The organism is Shewanella algae (assembly GCF_009183365.2).
Classification (GTDB): Bacteria; Pseudomonadota; Gammaproteobacteria; order Enterobacterales; family Shewanellaceae; genus Shewanella; species Shewanella algae.
In genome coordinates this window covers 746748-763611 of sequence record NZ_CP068230.1, presented here as the reverse complement: position 1 = coordinate 763611, position 16864 = coordinate 746748, and the positions used below count along the sequence as shown (strand labels likewise).

The window sequence follows — 16864 nt, the reverse complement described above, 5'->3', positions numbered from 1 at the left end:
ATTAAAAGGTTAGAGAAAAACAACCATCATCAACGTAGATTAAAACCCATCAATAATTTAGTCATAGAACTCGGCAACAAGTGTTAATTCCACAAGAGCCAGGACAAACCACTTTAAAAAAGAAAAAGCCTCAATAAAATCCGGATAAAAATAGTGAGAGTGAAACAAAAACAAGATGAAAGGTTCAAGTCCGGCAATTAACCCCATAGCCTTATTGGTCATATCAATATTGGCAAGTTTTACGGCCAGTGCCGTCGAAATCTATGGCGATGAGAATAACCAGGTGATTGTAGGCGGTAGGTTGCAACTGCATGTGATCAACACCCAGGGAAAAACCGAGATGGCCAATGCCGGCTCCAGAGTACGCTTCGGCTTCGACCATAAGCTCAATAACGGCTGGGTCATAGACACTCTATTCGAATGGGGCGTCAACGCCGTTGGCAAAACCGATTTGGTATACAGCAGCGACAGTGCCTTACATGCCGAAAGTGACGATTTTCTCAGTAATAGATTGGGTTATGTCGGCTTCAGCCATGAAAACTATGGCCGCATCTCCTTCGGTAAGCAATGGGGGGTATGGTACGACGTTGTCGGTGCCACCAACCAAGGCATGGTGTGGGATGGCAACGCTGCCGGAGTATTCAGCTATAACAAAGGCGATGGCGCAATCAATGGTGTCGGCCGCGGTGACAAAATCGTGCAATACCGCAACAGCTGGGGAGCATTCGAGTTGGCTGTTCAGGCACAAATCAAAGATGAATTAACCGAACTCAAGGCCAGTGGTGACCCAATAAATCCTTTCCCTCCGGGTTCCATGTTGAATGACTCATTCCATGACACTCAAGTGCGAATGTACAACACCTACGGAGTTGCCCTTGCCTACCAGCTGGACGGAGGTTGGAAACTCACCTTGGGTGGCAACACGGGTGATATAGACATCATACGTGCCGGCCAACGGCAGCAACAAGAGACAGATTACATCTATGGCATGGGAATCAGCTATGGTTGCTTTGGCTGTGACGGCCTGTTTGCCGCGGCTAACTACAACCATAACGCCTGGCACGATACCGATAACTTGGGGCGCATGTTGCCAAAATCCCAAGGTGTGGAAACTTGGATATCCTATCAATTTATCAATGGCCTGCGTCCATTCATCTCCTACAACATGCTCGATGCCGGTGCCGAATATGCCAGCGCCTATGGCGGCGATGAATTCAAGCGGCAGTTCGTATTTGCCGGATTGCATTATCAGCTGGACCGCAGTGTGACCCTATTCCTGGAGGCCCGGAAAGACTGCAGTGAGATCCATTCCAGCCTCGCCGGCATGGCCGACTCAGAGGATGACGGCGCAGCCATAGGAGTACAATACAACTTTTAGACCTGTTCTCCCTTTGCAGGTTTGCCCGTTTGACCAGCGGGCTTTTTTATTGCAATTGCTTCAGGGTTCCGCTTCCCAGTTGCCGCATCTGTTGCTGGATCCAGTCGGCGCGGCGGTTCATGTAAGCGCTGGGGGGATTGATTTGATATTGCCAGGGATTGGGCAACAAGGCGGCCAGCAAGGCTGCCTCGCGGGACGACAACTGGGCGGCGCTCTTATGAAAGTAGTGCTGCGCCGCCGCTTCGACGCCGTAGATCCCCGGGCCGAATTCGACAATATTCAGATACAACTCAAGGATCCTGGGCTTATCCAACACCAGCTCCAGAAGCAGGGTGAACCAGGCTTCGGCCCCCTTGCGAATAAAGCTGCGCGAAGACCACATAAACAGGTTCTTGGCGGTTTGCTGGCTCAAGGTGCTGGCGCCTCTGAGACGCTCCCCCTGAAGTTTATCTTCTATGGCAGTCTGAATCGCCTTGAGATCAAAACCGGAATGAAGGGCAAAACGCTGATCTTCACTGGCGATCACCGCCAGTTGCATATTGGCAGATATCTGAGTCAGCGGCTGCCACTGATGTTGCACCTGATGTTGTACCTGTTTGACCGGCGCAGGCGGAAACCAATAGCGTTCAATACGCCAGCTCCACAGCGGTGGGTTAACAAACTTAAGGGCAATCACCATCAGCAGGGACAGTATCACCGAGCCCAACAGCAGTTTTATCAGCCAGGCTGTCAGTCGCCTAAACCATCCCTTTTTCGCGGCCAAATTCGCTCCTGATAAATAAGCTCCCCCAAACTGAGTGAGCCTGGAAACCCTCTGTGAATAATAATTGAGTATTTTGCAAGGTGCGAACCAGGCCCGGAATGACAATCTGTAAGCTTATCCGGAGCACCCGGGAGACTCAGCGGCGCTTTTCTTAGCCCCTTAGTCAGCGCCGAAGCTGCCGCGCTCAAGAAAGCCCTGTACTGCCGCCAGCGTATCCTGATGCCAATGTATGGCCTTATGGCACAGGGGCAACACCATCCAATCACTGGCATCATCACAACGGGTAGAAGCCAGGGGTACCCGGCCATCGGACTCGCCGTCAATCAAGGTACCCAAGGGATCTTGAGTCCCACTGCCGGCGATGATCCCAAGATGAGCCTGACTATCCTCGCGCCAACTTGCCCAGCGCTGCCCCGGCAGCAGAGATTGCAGCGGCTGAAATAGCCGGGAATATCCCGGAAGCTTATCGGCCAGGCTCGCCAGCGGTGAACCATCATGGGGCGTGGCAATAAACACACTGTGGCCCAAATTGTCGGGCGGCTGCTCTACCAGCAGTTGCCGGACGATTAAGCCTCCCATACTGTGAGCCACAAAGTGCACCCTGGTATACTGCTGCCAATTCTGCTCATCCAGCGCCTGGCGCAATGTCGCTACCGCTTGTTGCAGTGAGCCGAAACGGGTGGGCAATCTGGGGCACAGGATACTGTATTGCCGGGCCAAGCCTTGGGCCAGAAATCCCATGTCGCGCTCATCTTTATTGAAGCCATGAACCAGCACCACCAGAGCTTTTTTGTTATCCAGCCTCAAATTGGCTGGCTCTTGAGCCATTGCAGGAATGCCTGTTTGGGCATGGCACCGGCCTGTTGGGCTATCACGCGGCCATTTTTGAACAGTATTATGGTCGGAATGGAGCGGATCCCATACTGAGCCGCCAGCGCTTGCTGAGCCTCGGTATCCAGCTTGCCAAAACGAAACTCCGGCTCCAGCTCGGCCGCACTCTGCTCGAATATGGGGGCAAACTGTTTGCAGGGGCCACACCAACTGGCCCAGAAATCCACCACCAACGGCAGCTCTGACTTGTGGGCATGGTTGGCAAAGTTGGCGCCGGTCAGCTCAAAGGGTTTGCCCTGAAATAAAGGCTGCTTACAGTGACCGCACTTAGGGCCTTGAGACAGCCGTTCTTCCGGCACCCGGTTCATTCCAGCGCACTGGGGACACGCAATCAACATAGAACTCTCCTCTCAAGCGGCGTTATCGCCGCACATTGTGAGATATGGGGATGACTCACGCCAGGCTCAAGCCAGTCGACTCAAACCAGATGAGGCTGCAACGCGGCCAACACCTGGGGATAATCGGCCTGGTTATCCAAGGTCAGACTCAGATAGCCATCGCCGCGAAAGGCCCGGTCCAGCTCCAGCAAGATATGGGTTTGCTTTCCGGCCGGTACCAGGGTGAGCTCCACTTCACGCAAAAGGCGGATCCCAAGCCCTGCGGGTACAAACTCCAACTCTTGATAGCAGCCTGAACCACTGCGAAACCCAGAGGTGTTGATATAGCCTTGCTCGACATCGGCTTTTTTAAGGACAAAGCCCAGCTCCTCCATGGCCTGCAGCAGGTGCAGCAACAGCTGGGTAGGCTGGATCGGCAGCAGATCCTGATCGCCCGGATCTATGGCGTAATCTATCGCCAGCCCGGTTTGCAGCCAGACCCGGCATTGATTGTTACGCACAGGCAACTCGGTAAATGGGGTCTCAGGATGCAACTGACCGATGAAAGGCAGTTCTCTCTCCTCTCCGGCCTGAAGTTCAAAGCCCTCGCTGATGCGCCAGCTGGCCAGGCAATGATTGATAAAGTGGCTGCTGTCGCCATCACTGACCTTAACCCGGGTCATTAGGGCCAGCTCCAGGCCGGCAATACTTTGGCTTACCTCGCCGCCTTTGAGCACGATTCTGGCTTCAAAGGTTTGCCCGGGTTGCAGGCTGGCATTGAGCAAGCGGGTATCTACACTGGCACCACCAACGCCAATTGCGGCAAGCAGTTTCTTAAACATCCTCTGTTCCTGTTTACTTAATAGACCTTGCCGCATTTAAGCCCCTTTTCCCCATAGAGTAAAGGGCACCAGGGGTTAACCCAAGACGGCAACAGCACAGATAGCGGTGGTTGAAAAAAGATTAGGAACAAAAAAGGGAGCCACGCCCCCTTTGTTCTTTGTTGATCATGCCTGGTTAACCAAAGTGGCCTGAGTTACCAGACTCTGGCCACCAAACCTTTGAGATAAAAGCCTTCCGGGAAAGCGCCACCTATGGGGTGATCCGAAGCCTGTGACAGGCGCTCGATAAACTGCAACTCGCGCTTTGCATCCAACGCCGCATCGGCCACTATCTTCTGGAACAGATCCGCCTGCATCAGCCCCGAGCAGGAGAAAGTCAACAGAGTGCCGCCCGGCTGCAACAGCTGCATGGCGATCATATTGATATCTTTATAACCGCGGCAGGCACCGTTGAGTTGCGCCTTGTTATCGGCAAACTTGGGCGGATCCAGCACTATGACATCAAACTTACGCCCTTCATCGCGATATTGTCTGAGCAGCTTGAAGACGTCGGCCTCATGGTAATGCACATGGCTGTCGTCCAGTTGATTGAGTGCCATGTTCTGCTTCGCCGTGTCCAGCGCCAGCTTGGAAACATCGACATTCTCAATACTGGCGGCGCCGCCCTTGGCGGCATAGAGGCCAAAAGTGCCTGTATAACAGAAGCAGTTGAGCACAGACTGACCCTTGACGAAACGGGCAGCCATGGCACGATTGTCACGCTGATCCAGATAGAAACCCGTCTTGTGACCCTTGGTCACATCCACGGCGATCTTGATACCGTTTTCCTCTATCACCACAGGCATGGCCGGCAATTCGCCATGCAGCAGGCCGGTAACCAGCTCCAGGCCCTCTTTTTTACGTGACTCGACATCGGAGCGCTCGTAGATGGCGCAGTCCGGGTAGAGCTCAGAGAGCACAGAGACCAATGTATCGCGCCAATAGTCGGCGCCGGCCGACAGCAACTGGCACACAAGCACATTGGCATACTTGTCTATGGTGATCCCGGGCAAACCGTCCGACTCGGCGGCAATAAGGCGGTAACCCGTAAGCCCCTGCTCGGCAATCAGGGCATCACGTCCCTTTTGGGCCCGCACTATGCGGCGTTTGAAGAACTCCCTGTCTATCTCTTCATCACGATTGAAGCTCCAAATCCGCACCTGGATCTGCGACTCCGGCGACCAGGAGCCCCGCCCCAGCCAGCGGCCATCATGGGCAACAACTTCAACCGTTTCGCCCATTTGTGGTTTGCCTTTGATATTGTGAATGCCGCTGGAAAAGACCCAGGGGTGATGCCGCAGCAGGGATTTTTCCCGGCCGGGTCTAAGTTTGATTTTGAGTACCATGATGCGCCTGTCTGGAGTGTCGGCAACCGGGTCCTGATGACCCGACTGACTTTTCAAGGGGCGAATAATAGCCTAAAAGTCGGCTCACCACAGGAGTTTTCGACAACTTTTTCGCGCGTTTTTGGGACTTTCGGCCGTTTGATTAGCCCACTTGAGTGCAGCGTCAGGGATGGCGTAAACGGACTTCTGCCAGTATTGGTGTATGGTCGCTCGCCTGTGCATCCTGCTCAAACTGCGGCCGCAGCAGATGCTTGTCATAAACCCGATAATCCACCACTTCTGCCAGGCTATGCTGGCTACGGGCATCAAACTCCTGACTCAACAACAGATAGTCGACCACACTGCCTTGAGAGCCGTGAAAATGGGTCACGGGGCGAGTAGCTGTCACTTGCCCGCAGGCTGGCTCAGAGACTTCTCGCCAGAGCTGCCAGGCGTCAAGCAGCTGAAAATGTGCCAGTTGCAGTTTCAACCTTTCATCAGGCAAGCCGTGGAGGCCTGCAGCGCGAATATCCCCGTTGTAGAGCTGTCCGGCGCCCACCAATAGGCCCTTGAGTTCACTGGAATCTATGCCGGCGTTGAAATCCCCCATCAGCACCACAGCGTTGTCGCTTTGCCGGCGCCGCTTGAGTATCGCCTGATACAACAACATGGCCTCACTGCCACGCTGCAAAGCGGCTGACCACCGTCCCAGCGCACTCTCGGCAAGCAGCCCGGCGGCACCTTGCAACTCGACCGCGCCCTTGGGCAACTTGTTGCGAGGTGATTTGAAATGCACCACATAGGTATCACAGTGGCCGATCCCAGGCAGCATCAAGGTGGCTCTCAGTATCTGACGACTACTTTGAAACTCATCCTTGAGTCCCAGTGAAAATGCCAGTTCGGCATCCAGCGCTACCGCCACCAAGGAAACAATCGGAAAACGGCTTGCCAGAGCCACCACACTCTTGCGGGCAACAAAGCCTTCTATGACCGGCGAATCCACCAGCGCAAAGTGGGCAAGACCGGCAGACTGACACAATTCGCGTAGCGGCTCGGGGCTGAATACCTCCTGCCAGCCCACCAGATCTGGCTGCGCCTGCTGCAGCCAGCGGGCTATCCAGTCGCACTTTTGTTGCCACTGTCCTTGGGTATAGATGTTGTTGAACTCATGAAACGCCAGCGGCGGCATGGCAAAGTTGAACAGATTCAGGCTGGCGATGCGGATATTGGAAGACATGAAAAGCGTTGCGGCTCCGGTAACTCTGCTGAGTGATAGTGTTGATATTAAGCCGCTGCTGGGATTTGTCCAATAGCGCCCCAAAAACAACCTTACGGCTACCCCTTCCACCCCAATAACCCAACAAATAAACAACATACCGCCGCTATTTGTGACTCAAAAACCCAGTTTGGCAGGCTTTTTCAATCTCCCGCTTGACTTGTTTGGTTTCGACCATACAATCGCCGCTGAATTAACCATACGGAGACCCACTGTGGACACACACATAGGTGACAGTAGATGCCCTGTCAGTCAGACAGGATTATTTGCCCGGCACTAGTCTGCAGCTTCGCAAACTACTGCCAGGCCTGGCAGTAGCGTAGTAAAGAATCCCTTTTCCGTTACTCCCCATTAAAAACCTTTTGAACTTTGCATGCGCGAGCATACCGCAGCGATCCCCTGTGGCTGTCAGCTTAATGCGCTTGCAACGACACAGGTTTGCTTCGGGTAGCCTTGCTGCCCCATCTACGACCTTGAGTGTTCCCCCACACAGGAGGAACAAGCATGAAACTCAGATATACCAATGCGCTGCTGCTGGGCGGCCTGCTCTGGCATGGACAACTGCATGCCGGCATTCAGTTACTGGAAGATCCCGATATTGCCGCTGCCACAGAGCTCGCTGTCGACTGGCAACGACAAGCGGGCAACAACGGCTTTGCCCTGGGGCTCAACCAAGCCGTCTTTGGCGGCGAGTTGGCGCTGGAACTGCAAACAGACAACCGGGATGCCCCCTGGGACAGGCATGAGAGCCGCGGCTGGCAACTCGGCTACAAACAACCACTGGCCACAAACGGCTTATCTCAGGTTCAGGCTCTGGCTCTGGAGCTGGGGCGTCATCACAGAGATGGCTGGCAGGGTCACGCCCTGGTCAGTACCGATCTGCCGATTGCCACCCAAGGCTTCTTTGTACGCAACAACTTGGGGCTGAGCCTGGAGTCGGGTGAAGGCCCGACAATGATTTTTGGCCTGGGAGCCGGCTTCAAAGTTCAGCAGCAAACCCTGCTGTTTGAAAACCAGTATCTGGGCCAAGGCGACTATGGCTACCAGCTACTCTGGCAAAACCAGCCCAACGCCCATTGGCAGTGGCAATTGGGTTATGGCAATCAGTATGGCGGTGGCGCCCGCCAGTTTGGCGCCGGCATACAATTTTTCTTTTCTTGATAGCTCATTGGGAGAATGACCTATGAACAGCAACAACATCATACTCAACCTGCACCTTATTCTGGCCAACAAAGACGCCAAGGCGATGCAGATGCTGGCATCCGAGCTGCACCCGGCGGACATAGCCGCCGTGCTGCCGGCCTTCGACAGCCAGCAAACCGCCTCAATACTGACCCTGTGCCAGCCCAAAACCGCGGCGGCGCTGCTGCGGTATCTGTCCCATCAGCAGCAAAAGCTGCTGGCGGAAGCACTGGATCATCAAACCCTTGGGAAAATTATCATGGAGATGGCGGCGGACGAGCGCGCCGACCTCTACAACGAGTTGGAGATTGAGCAGCAGGCCCTGCTGCTGCCGACACTGGCCAAGGCGGAGCGCGAGGACATGCGTACCCTGGCGGCCTATGATGACTCCAAGGTCGGCTCCATTATGACCTCTGACTATGCCCTGCTGCGGGTCAATCAAACCGCAGAAGAGGCCATAGACAGCCTGAGGAAAGTGGCAGCGGATCTGGAAACCATCTACCAGACCTATGTGGTGGATGAGCGCGGACGCCTGATAGGCAATGTGTCGCTGCGTCAGCTCATCATCGCGCCGCCCAAGGCGTTGGTGAGAGACTTTATGAAAGAGCAGACCATAGCCATAGAAGCGGAAGCCTTCAAAGAAGAAGCGGCGCAGATGATAGCCCACTATGATCTGCTGGCGCTGCCCGTGGTCAACGGCAACGACCAACTGGTCGGCATAGTCACTTATGATGATGCCATGGATGTGGCCAGTGCCCAGGCCGATGCCGAATTCAGCAAACACGGCGCCGTGGGGCAGTTGGCATGCTCTTTCAAGGAAGCCAGCATTGGCATGCTCTATCGTAAGCGAGTCTTTTGGCTGGTGTTGCTGGTGTTCGGCAATGTGTTTTCCGGCACAGGGATCGCCTACTTTGAAGATACCATCACAGCCTATGTTGCCCTGGTGTTCTTCTTGCCACTGCTCATCGGCAGCAGTGGCAACGCCGGTTCGCAGTCTGCCACCTTGATGGTCAGGGCGCTGGCCACCGGGGAGGTCGTCCTCAAAGACTGGCTGTCGCTACTGGCCAAAGAGCTGTTTGTAGCCGGCTTGCTGGGTGCCACCATGGCCATTGCGGTATTTACCCTGGGTTATTGGCGCGGCGGTGATATCGCCCTGGTGGTCGCCCTGACCATGCAGCTTGTGGTGATTATCGGCAGCCTGATAGGCATGTCCCTGCCCTTCTTGCTGAGCAAGCTCAAGTTGGATCCGGCCTCGGCCAGCGCGCCGCTGGTGACTTCGATAGCCGATATCATAGGTGTCATCGTCTACTTCAATGTCGCCACCGCTATTTTGGATTTTCCGCCTGTCAGTGGTTAATTGGCCTTGGCACAACCTATGCTGAAACCAAGCCAGGTTGTGCCATCCCAAAACGGCTTAATCCCCCTCTTCGATAACCTTAACGCCGCGTTTTTCGGCTGCCGCAATAAAACCTGCGCTCAGGTTGTTAAGGTCAGTGGTGGTGATCAATTTAAGATTGGGAAGCAGGCTTAAGTCTTCAGCCGCGATATCCTTCACCGCCAATATGCTGTCGCCGCATCCGGGATCCCAATAAGGATTGATATTGTAATAGACCTCAGCCCCACCGGATAAACCATCGTCCTGATAGAGCTCGGTTACCTTTGCCAGTTCCGTATCGGCAATATCCAGCGCCTGATAAAAATCTATCACCTGTGGTATCTCCCCGGCATCATTGCGCTCAATTTCGCCACCACAATACTCTGCGGCAAACTCCGCCAATGAAAACTTGGGCGAAAGCGAGTCTTGTCTATACATAAGTTCTTCAATAACCAGCAACTTCAACCCGAAATCTTTAAAACTATTCACCGCAGTTGACGCGGGGGCAAACTTTTTCGGGCCTTTGGCAAAGCGATTGGCCTCGAGCAGTAGCTCAGACAGCTGTCTGGCCTTGTCATTGATGGCAGCATATTGCCCGGCAACGCGGCAAGCAAAATCATAAAACTTCCGGGACACAGCCAACTTGCGAGCTGCCTCCTGGCGATTGAGGCTAATAAACTCCGGATAATGATGCTCAATATACTCGGCCTGTTGCTTATAATATTTTTGATCCGACTTGTTCTTTAACACCTTGGCAAGTCTATGATTCAATTCAATTAGCTCTGCCTGGCTGCGCATTTCCACATCAAGAGGCTCAATGAGCAAACGTTCAATAAGATAGCCGAGTTCAGATGCATCCCAGCTCTCTTTGAAGGAGATAACTTTCTCAAAGACTTTCAAAGAGTGCTTATACAAAAAGCCTTTGTATTCACCGGCCGCCAGCATATCTCTGGCAATATCGGCTATTGCAGGACAACGTCTATAGATGTCACGATTGAGCATACAGGCGTATATCACCCTCGCATAAAGGCTCTCGGCTTGCGGATGACAGGAGATACACCCCAGCGCCAGGGAACAATCAAGGTTAGGGTACAACTCCAGCATTTTTACTACAGTCGGAGCTATCGAGGCGCGGGTCTGTGGGTCAGCATAGCCATGATAGAAATAAAGCTGGCACAGGGTTAGGGCCAGCTCTACCGAGCTGAAGTTAGATTTGGGATCAGCGATAAGCTCACACTCCCCTCGGTCCAGGAGAGTATTGGTAACGGCGATAATCTCGGGGGATTTGGCAGAGATGATGCTTGAAGCAATGGATATTTTTGATGAGCACAGGGCAACGGCAACCTTGGCACACAATTCGGCTTCAGCTTGATTGCTCCAATCAGTCGTTTTCAATAGAAAAACAAACTTATCCAGGCAAAGCTTCACATTGTTCCCCGACCAGATTTTTCTGGCTCTATCCAGAGCAGACTTGTTACGGAACTTGGCCTCGGCCACTAACTTGAAACCTTCCTCTATTGCTTCCATGCGCACCACACTACCTCCCATACTCGTGTGAAAAAGACGAAATAACTGCACAGATGCCTGCATCGGCAGGCTCTGTCACTGCGAGATGTTACCGGAAAACTCTGCTTCAGAGGAAATCGAGTAAACAATGGGCAACCTCAAAGATTTACCTTTGCAAACTTTGCAGTAAAGCAAGAGAGTGGGATAATCCCCAGCTGCCATTTCGCTGACAAGCCCAACCCAGGCAGGCTCAGCGGGATAAATCACAGGACAGGCCTCTAGGCCGCCATGACAGGGAAACATATGCAAGGTATTGCACAGTGGCAAAGCGCCCAACCCACCGACAAAGTACAACGCTATCTCAATCGACTCGACGACTATGACGCTCCTTATATGCTGATTATCCAGCTGAATACTGAGGTGGCCGCGTCAATCGAGATACTCAATACACTCATTACTGAATTTGAGCTCGACGCCGAATGTGTCGAAAAGCTCAGCGATTCAATGCTTTTCTTAGCGCTTGAGTATTTATCCGGCGACGATGAAGCCGGGCAGATACAGGCATTTGCCCGGGAGTTTCAGACCCGGCTCACAGCCCTTGGCATACTCAGCCACGGTGCCATAGTGCACCACAACTGTCTGGGCCAAGCAGAGCAGAGCTTTCGCGACTGTTTGTCACTGGTCAAACGAATCATTGACGGCGCAGCAAACCAAAGCGAGCTGGCCATCATGGATTTCGGTGATAACAGCCCCAGGTTCATAAAGTAAAGACGACTCCAAATGGCGCTAATGCTAGGGGCAATCTCTCACACTTGTTGTCCCTTTTGTCCGGTTTATCAATGGACTTAGACCCTTTAGTGTAATCACGCCCGCAAGGCGGTGATGCAGTTACAACATCAAGAGACTAATCAATGGAACATTTCACGGAAGACAGCCGCAGCTTAGGCGGTGCGCTCAAGGATCACATTCTCAACCAGGATCTGGTGGCTATCAGCCAAATTGTCAGCACAGACAATGTCGATCACAGCCTGGTTCAGGACGGACTTCGCCAATGCAGGCCACTGGACTTTGTGCTGGAACAGGCCGATCCCAAGTTTGACAGAGTCGTCCAGCACCTATTAAAACTGGGCGCCGGTATTCGTCACTTGTTGGATAAAGAGCGTAAACCCAATCATCTGCTGCAACGAGCGCTGCGCTCGGCAGAGATGGTGCAGATGCTCAGCGAGCAAGAGGTTAATCTCAATATCCTGTGGCAGGGTGAATTTAACCTCTTGTCATTGGCCACCTGCCGCGGTGACTATCGTATGGTCAAGGCGGTGTTGGAACAGCAACTGCCGCTTTTGGATGATGAATGTTTCTTCTGGCACTGCTTCAGTCGTAACTCGGCGCTGGAGCAACAAACTGTGCAGTTACTGCTGTCTCACGGCATTGAATATCAAGGCAGTGAAGAGCGCGAATATTGTGATTCACTGCTGTTTCAGCTGTTCAACTCTCCCATGCCAGAACTGAAAATACTCTCCATTTTCAATATGTTGATCGAACAGCAATACGACTGTGACTTAGAGCGACGTTACTCTGGTAACACCTTGCTGGCGATGACGATAAAGAATGGTCAACGCCTATTGTTGACTCGCCTGGTAGAACTGGGAGCGGATATCAGCCACCATCAGCCGGAAGTGGCGCGCATGCTGCTGAACAAGGAGAAGCTGCAGTCCCGTCTGGTACTGGATGACAGCCTGGATCTGTTTTCTGCCGATGCCGCCGAGGTTGAGCGTTATCTGACAACCCAAGCAGATTTCACTGGCAAGTCGGTTATCGGCCCTATCCTGTGTCACACCAACCTGTCATCCAGCCAACGCTGCCGATTTGCCGAGTTGGCCATTGCCAAGGGAGCCGATGTCAACCAGGCATTCGCTTTCAGCACGGCCGGTGGCACCGAACTCTTCTGCACGCCTCTTTATGCCTTGTGTTCCATGGAGCAGGACAGACTGGATGAAGTCGCCCTGTTGCTGCGCCACGGCGCCGTGGATCCCGTTGAGAATCGCAGTGCCCTGTTTCTGACTATCAGCCAGGCCAGGCTCGAACTGCTCAAGGTATTGTTGCAAGGTGGCATCAACCCCAACTTTGCTCTGCGCGGCGAGCCGGTGAATGAAAACTGCCGTATGGATGATGAAATGTGGGTAAGCCATTTCTATCCAAGCCATCTCAGGGTTAAGCCCAACCCGGCGCAAAAGCGTGCCATGTTCAGCATGCTGCAGGAGGCAGGGCTCAGCAGCCTGCTACAGACAGATTCCGCATGGACCGCTCTGGATATCGCCTTGCTTCGCAGAGATCATGAGTTTGTGCAGCAGATGCTGGGCGAAGGTTTCCAGCCGCCCTTGAGCCCAAATACCCTTAACTGGGCGTTCGAATACTGCAGTGACCTGGCCACGCTGGAAACCTTAATTGCCTTGAGTGATACCCAGGTTGAAGTCACAGAGGAGATGGTCTCAGGTTATTTCCACTGTTTCGCCAACAAACCCGAGGAAACCTCTCAGGATCGCGAAGCCATTTTTGAACTCTTGCTGCGTCTGGGATTGGATCTGCAACGGCAATATGACGGAGGTTCACTGCTGGAGCTGGCGATACGCACCCGCAACGAGCCTGTAATACGGCGCCTGTTGCAGCTGAGACAGCAATTCCAGATCCCGGCCGATGCGGTCGCCTGGGCGATACACTCACTGCAAAGTCCACAACTTGTGGGCGATATCGTTGCCCTGTTCCCGGATTTTGAACTGGCCGATGTGCATCAGAGCTTCTCCGGCAACCACAAAGCCCCGGCAACGGCAATTACCCTGGCACTGCATAAGAAACGCTGGTCTTTGGCGCAATATCTGTTGCAACGTTTCCCGACTATGCGCGCCTGGACCGAGGTACGTTGGCTGACCGAAGATGTACTGTGGGAGCTTGAAGAGGACGGCCTGGAACTATTCCGGCTTCTGATAGAGCGCGAACAGGATCTGGATCGCCTCTGTTTGGATGGCAATGATGCCTGTCGTTGGAGCCTGTTGTATTTCCTCTGTTTTCGCTACGCCAAGCTCAAACAACACAAACAACTCTATCTCAGTGCGGTGGAAATTCTGCTGGAGGCGGGAGCCGCTGTGGATCAGCCCTACTCCCTGGATGTGGAGCGCACGCCAACCAAACCGGATATCACCCATATTTTCTCCTGCATTCTCTACGATGCGGAAAACGACTTTGAATACTGCCGCCCCATGTTTGATCTGCTGATCGACTATGGTGTCGACCCGACAGTGCCCGTGGGACAGTTCCACGAATCCGGGGTGATGAGCACGGTTCAGAGATATCATTCTATTATCAACGAAGAAACCAGTCTCAAGTTTGTCCGCTATCTGTGGCAAAGAACCGGATTCAACATCCATGAAGTCAACAATCTGGGCAATAACCTGATCTTTGCCGCCGCCATGCCGGGACGCCCGGAACTGCTGCGCTGGTTTGCCGAGCACGGTGCTGACATTCATCATGTCGGCGGCTTCGATCATTCCAATGCCATGCACAAATGTTTGTCCAACTATTCGGACATCAATCCAATCGATCGCGCCAAGACTGTGGCTGCCCTGTTGGATCTCGGAATGGACATAGAGGTACTGGATCCGGATCCCGACTCCAGGGCAACGCCGCTGATGACGGCCTGCACCTTTGGTATTCAATCCTGTATCGACCTTTTGTTGAGCCGCGGGGCCAATATCAATGCTGTCTCGCCTTTGGGCGACACCCCACTGCTGGCGGCCATCACCAGCCAGTACTGTTACGATGCCCACTCTTCTGTCGAAGCCAGCAAGAAGGGGCTGGTCACTCAACTGGTGCAACAGGGAGCCAAGATCAATCAACTGACGCCCGGGCGCAGCCATCCCTTGCTCGAGGCCGCCTTCGCCGATCGCCCCGGGATCTTCGAGTGTTTGCTGGAACTGGGGGCCGATCCCTGGATGCTGGATCCGAATCTCAAGTCAGAATCCTCGGGCAGCATAGGCTTTGTCAAACCGCAAACCCCGGATGCCGATGGCATGAATCCATTGGGCTTTCTGTTGATGCATGGTGAAAAGGCCAGACAATATCTGCAAATAATTGCCCGTTACTATGGTGATGACGTCATAGTCTCGGCAATTGCAGACCTTGAAGCCATGCGGCCACCGGTTTGCCCGGCGCAGGCAGCGGCCAAACTGGCGGAGCTTCAGCAGCCAAAACCACAGCCATCTCAAACACCTCAGGCGCCGGGCGCCGAAATTGAGCCAAGTGTTACCTTTAAAGATAACGAAACCCGGCTCAAATTCCGTCGCATCATCCGCCAATCGGTTACCTTGCAGGGTATCAGCGTTAGTCTGGATCTGGCATTTGAGGAAACCCGCGCCCTGGGCGCGGCCATAGAGGCCCAGTGCCCTGGTGCCAATATGAATAACCCCGTCAACTGGCAACGCTTTATCTGTGCCGTGTTCAATCAAAGAGCACCTGAGCTGGCGCAAGCGCTGCAGGCCAAGGATGATGAAGGTCTATGTGTCTTCGAGGTAGAGCCCGCCAAGGTATCAAGCCTGACTCAGATGCAGGCCTTGGGGCAGTTGTTCCGTGAACTGTTTGCCACCCCGAGAGCTGTGCTGGGCGCCCTCGAGGAAGTACAGCATGAGATTGAATGGCAAGCCGCCAGCGCCGCAACTTCAGCCGAGGACAAGACCACAGAAGATTCTGCACAAGCCCCTGATGAGGCCGTACCATTGGATCTTCGCGATCTGTACCAGATCATGGCCAACTTCGGTTTTGTCAACGTGATCTTCAAGCTGGACTCGACCACTATGAAACAGCTGGCCGCCAGCGTGCAAAGCCTGCTGCCACTGGAGATGAACGCCGAAGACTGGAGCAGGATCATCCAGGCCATCTGCCAAAGCCAATTTGGCGAACAGACAGATCTCATCTCCTTTGAGGCCATAGGCAACTACTTCCGGGTGGTGCTTGAGGATGAACCCGGGGTCAAACATGAGCTGGTGAAAAACTTCCGTCAACTGCTGCGGCAACTGTTCCACACAGAGCAGAGCTTCATGCAACAGGTAATGGCCGTACGCCAGCATCTACCGACCGAGGCCTGACTTGAAGGCCATCAACTGGCTGCTGTATGCCCTGCTGATGTTGCTTAGCCTACCGGTAGTTGCACGCTACTACTTGCCGGCCAAACTGGCAGGGCTCAAAGCCACCTGGATTTGTCGGCGCCATTTCGGCGCCGACCTCAGAGTGAGTGACTGCCGCCCCTTTTCTGTCGGCGGCGAGTTGGTGCCCCGTAAGGGGCGCTACAATCTGGAGCTCTACAGCCAAACTCTGGGTGAATACCTGAATCTGTACCAGCTTAAACGCGAAGAGATATCGGTTGAGCGCTTGTCGCAGGCGCGGGCAAAACAGCGGCAGCAGGCCCAAGCCGAGCGGGCGAGGCTCAAAGAGCTGTCCGATCTGCTCGGCGGCCCACTGTGGCTGTTTCGTCATCTTCGCGCCAACGAGCTCCACCAGCAGCAACTCTTGCTGGTGATGCCACCGGAAGGGAGCGAGACCCTGACACCTTGGCTGCAACGCTTGACCCGTCTACTGCTGGATAACCCAGATTGCTGTGCTTATTTGATACCCAAGGAGCGGCAAGCCAACTTGGCAAGCGAGTTGGCGCCGACCTTGCTGCCTGAGCGGCTCGGGGACAATGTCCGCCTCAAATTGGGCCTCAAGGAGCGCAAATTAAATTCGGCTCTGGCGCCATATCAACTGTTTGAGGCGCGGGCTTGCCTCAAAATTTATCGACCAAGGAAGTTTGGCAAGCTGCAGCCGGAAACACAGGGAATAGTGCCCCAAACGCTGTCTTTGGACAGCGAGCTTCTGAGCCGGGCCTTTCCCTCTCTGGTCTTCAGGCCACTGCCGCAAAACCGCCAAGAAAATTGAATTTGA

13 protein-coding genes are annotated in these 16864 nt (G+C 53.9%); 6 read left to right on the top strand and 7 right to left on the bottom strand.

The window, feature by feature from the left end; genetic code table 11:
* The first annotated feature begins 175 nt into the window (after nt 1-175).
* Entirely contained in the window at nt 176-1378 is a 1203-nt protein-coding gene (locus E1N14_RS03555) for a porin (protein WP_062793731.1), read from the top strand.
* Between the two features lie 46 nt (nt 1379-1424).
* Here the strand turns inward: E1N14_RS03555 and mtgA are convergent, their stop codons facing one another.
* The 6 genes from mtgA to E1N14_RS03525 all read right to left on the bottom strand — a co-directional run bounded on the left by mtgA (nt 1425) and on the right by E1N14_RS03525 (nt 6792).
* Nucleotides 1425-2141, bottom strand: a complete 717-nt coding sequence (mtgA, locus tag E1N14_RS03550) for a monofunctional biosynthetic peptidoglycan transglycosylase (protein WP_062793732.1) — start codon at nt 2139-2141, stop codon at nt 1425-1427.
* Nucleotides 2142-2300: 159 nt separating this feature from the next.
* Complete coding sequence (locus tag E1N14_RS03545; RefSeq protein ID WP_025011270.1) at nt 2301-2969, bottom strand: alpha/beta hydrolase; 669 nt, start codon at nt 2967-2969, stop codon at nt 2301-2303.
* Nucleotides 2945-3370: a thioredoxin TrxC gene (gene trxC / locus E1N14_RS03540; RefSeq protein WP_025011271.1), complete on the bottom strand. Its 426-nt coding sequence runs from the start codon at nt 3368-3370 to the stop codon at nt 2945-2947. The genes E1N14_RS03545 and trxC overlap by 25 nt, the downstream gene beginning before the upstream one ends.
* A gap of 80 nt (nt 3371-3450) precedes the next feature.
* Nucleotides 3451-4191 carry a sporulation protein gene (locus tag E1N14_RS03535; protein WP_025011272.1) on the bottom strand — a complete coding sequence of 247 codons (741 nt, stop codon included), beginning with the start codon at nt 4189-4191 and terminating at the stop codon, nt 3451-3453.
* Between the two features lie 194 nt (nt 4192-4385).
* On the bottom strand, nt 4386-5576 hold the full coding sequence (locus E1N14_RS03530; protein ID WP_025011273.1) for a class I SAM-dependent rRNA methyltransferase: 1191 nt from the start codon (nt 5574-5576) through the stop codon (nt 4386-4388).
* A 163-nt stretch (nt 5577-5739) separates the two neighbouring features.
* Complete coding sequence (locus E1N14_RS03525) at nt 5740-6792, bottom strand: endonuclease/exonuclease/phosphatase family protein (protein ID WP_062793733.1); 1053 nt, start codon at nt 6790-6792, stop codon at nt 5740-5742.
* A gap of 543 nt (nt 6793-7335) precedes the next feature.
* On the opposite strand from E1N14_RS03525, the gene E1N14_RS03520 reads away from it, so the two are divergent.
* Nucleotides 7336-7992, top strand: coding sequence for a hypothetical protein (locus tag E1N14_RS03520; RefSeq protein ID WP_025011274.1), 657 nt, complete (start codon nt 7336-7338; stop codon nt 7990-7992).
* A 22-nt stretch (nt 7993-8014) separates the two neighbouring features.
* On the top strand, nt 8015-9370 hold the full coding sequence (gene mgtE, locus E1N14_RS03515) for a magnesium transporter (RefSeq protein ID WP_025011275.1): 1356 nt from the start codon (nt 8015-8017) through the stop codon (nt 9368-9370).
* A gap of 57 nt (nt 9371-9427) precedes the next feature.
* Here the strand turns inward: mgtE and E1N14_RS03510 are convergent, their stop codons facing one another.
* Entirely contained in the window at nt 9428-10915 is a 1488-nt protein-coding gene (locus E1N14_RS03510) for a DUF6892 domain-containing protein (protein ID WP_152134857.1), read from the bottom strand.
* Nucleotides 10916-11197: 282 nt separating this feature from the next.
* Between E1N14_RS03510 and E1N14_RS03505 the strand changes: the two genes are divergently transcribed.
* The 3 genes from E1N14_RS03505 to E1N14_RS03495 all read left to right on the top strand — a co-directional run bounded on the left by E1N14_RS03505 (nt 11198) and on the right by E1N14_RS03495 (nt 16858).
* Entirely contained in the window at nt 11198-11662 is a 465-nt protein-coding gene (locus tag E1N14_RS03505; RefSeq protein WP_025011278.1) for a hypothetical protein, read from the top strand.
* A 143-nt stretch (nt 11663-11805) separates the two neighbouring features.
* Entirely contained in the window at nt 11806-16029 is a 4224-nt protein-coding gene (locus E1N14_RS03500; protein WP_062793735.1) for an ankyrin repeat domain-containing protein, read from the top strand.
* A gap of 1 nt (nt 16030) precedes the next feature.
* The gene (locus E1N14_RS03495) at nt 16031-16858 is read left to right on the top strand and encodes a hypothetical protein (protein WP_025011282.1); all 828 of its coding nucleotides are present in this window, start codon (nt 16031-16033) and stop codon (nt 16856-16858) included.
* Nucleotides 16859-16864: the final 6 nt, after the last annotated feature.

What these genes read in the sequence shown, in the direction of transcription:
- E1N14_RS03525 (WP_062793733.1), bottom strand. Translation starts at nt 6,792, where the DNA reads ATGTCTTCCAATATCCGCATCGCCAGCCTGAATCTGTTCAACTTTGCC.
- E1N14_RS03545 (WP_025011270.1), bottom strand. Translation starts at nt 2,969, where the DNA reads ATGGCTCAAGAGCCAGCCAATTTGAGGCTGGATAACAAAAAAGCTCTG.
- E1N14_RS03520 (WP_025011274.1), top strand. Translation starts at nt 7,336, where the DNA reads ATGAAACTCAGATATACCAATGCGCTGCTGCTGGGCGGCCTGCTCTGG.
- E1N14_RS03510 (WP_152134857.1), bottom strand. Translation starts at nt 10,915, where the DNA reads ATGGAAGCAATAGAGGAAGGTTTCAAGTTAGTGGCCGAGGCCAAGTTC.
- mgtE (WP_025011275.1), top strand. Translation starts at nt 8,015, where the DNA reads ATGAACAGCAACAACATCATACTCAACCTGCACCTTATTCTGGCCAAC.
- trxC (WP_025011271.1), bottom strand. Translation starts at nt 3,370, where the DNA reads ATGTTGATTGCGTGTCCCCAGTGCGCTGGAATGAACCGGGTGCCGGAA.
- E1N14_RS03500 (WP_062793735.1), top strand. Translation starts at nt 11,806, where the DNA reads ATGGAACATTTCACGGAAGACAGCCGCAGCTTAGGCGGTGCGCTCAAG.
- E1N14_RS03535 (WP_025011272.1), bottom strand. Translation starts at nt 4,191, where the DNA reads ATGTTTAAGAAACTGCTTGCCGCAATTGGCGTTGGTGGTGCCAGTGTA.
- E1N14_RS03505 (WP_025011278.1), top strand. Translation starts at nt 11,198, where the DNA reads ATGCAAGGTATTGCACAGTGGCAAAGCGCCCAACCCACCGACAAAGTA.
- E1N14_RS03530 (WP_025011273.1), bottom strand. Translation starts at nt 5,576, where the DNA reads ATGGTACTCAAAATCAAACTTAGACCCGGCCGGGAAAAATCCCTGCTG.
- E1N14_RS03555 (WP_062793731.1), top strand. Translation starts at nt 176, where the DNA reads ATGAAAGGTTCAAGTCCGGCAATTAACCCCATAGCCTTATTGGTCATA.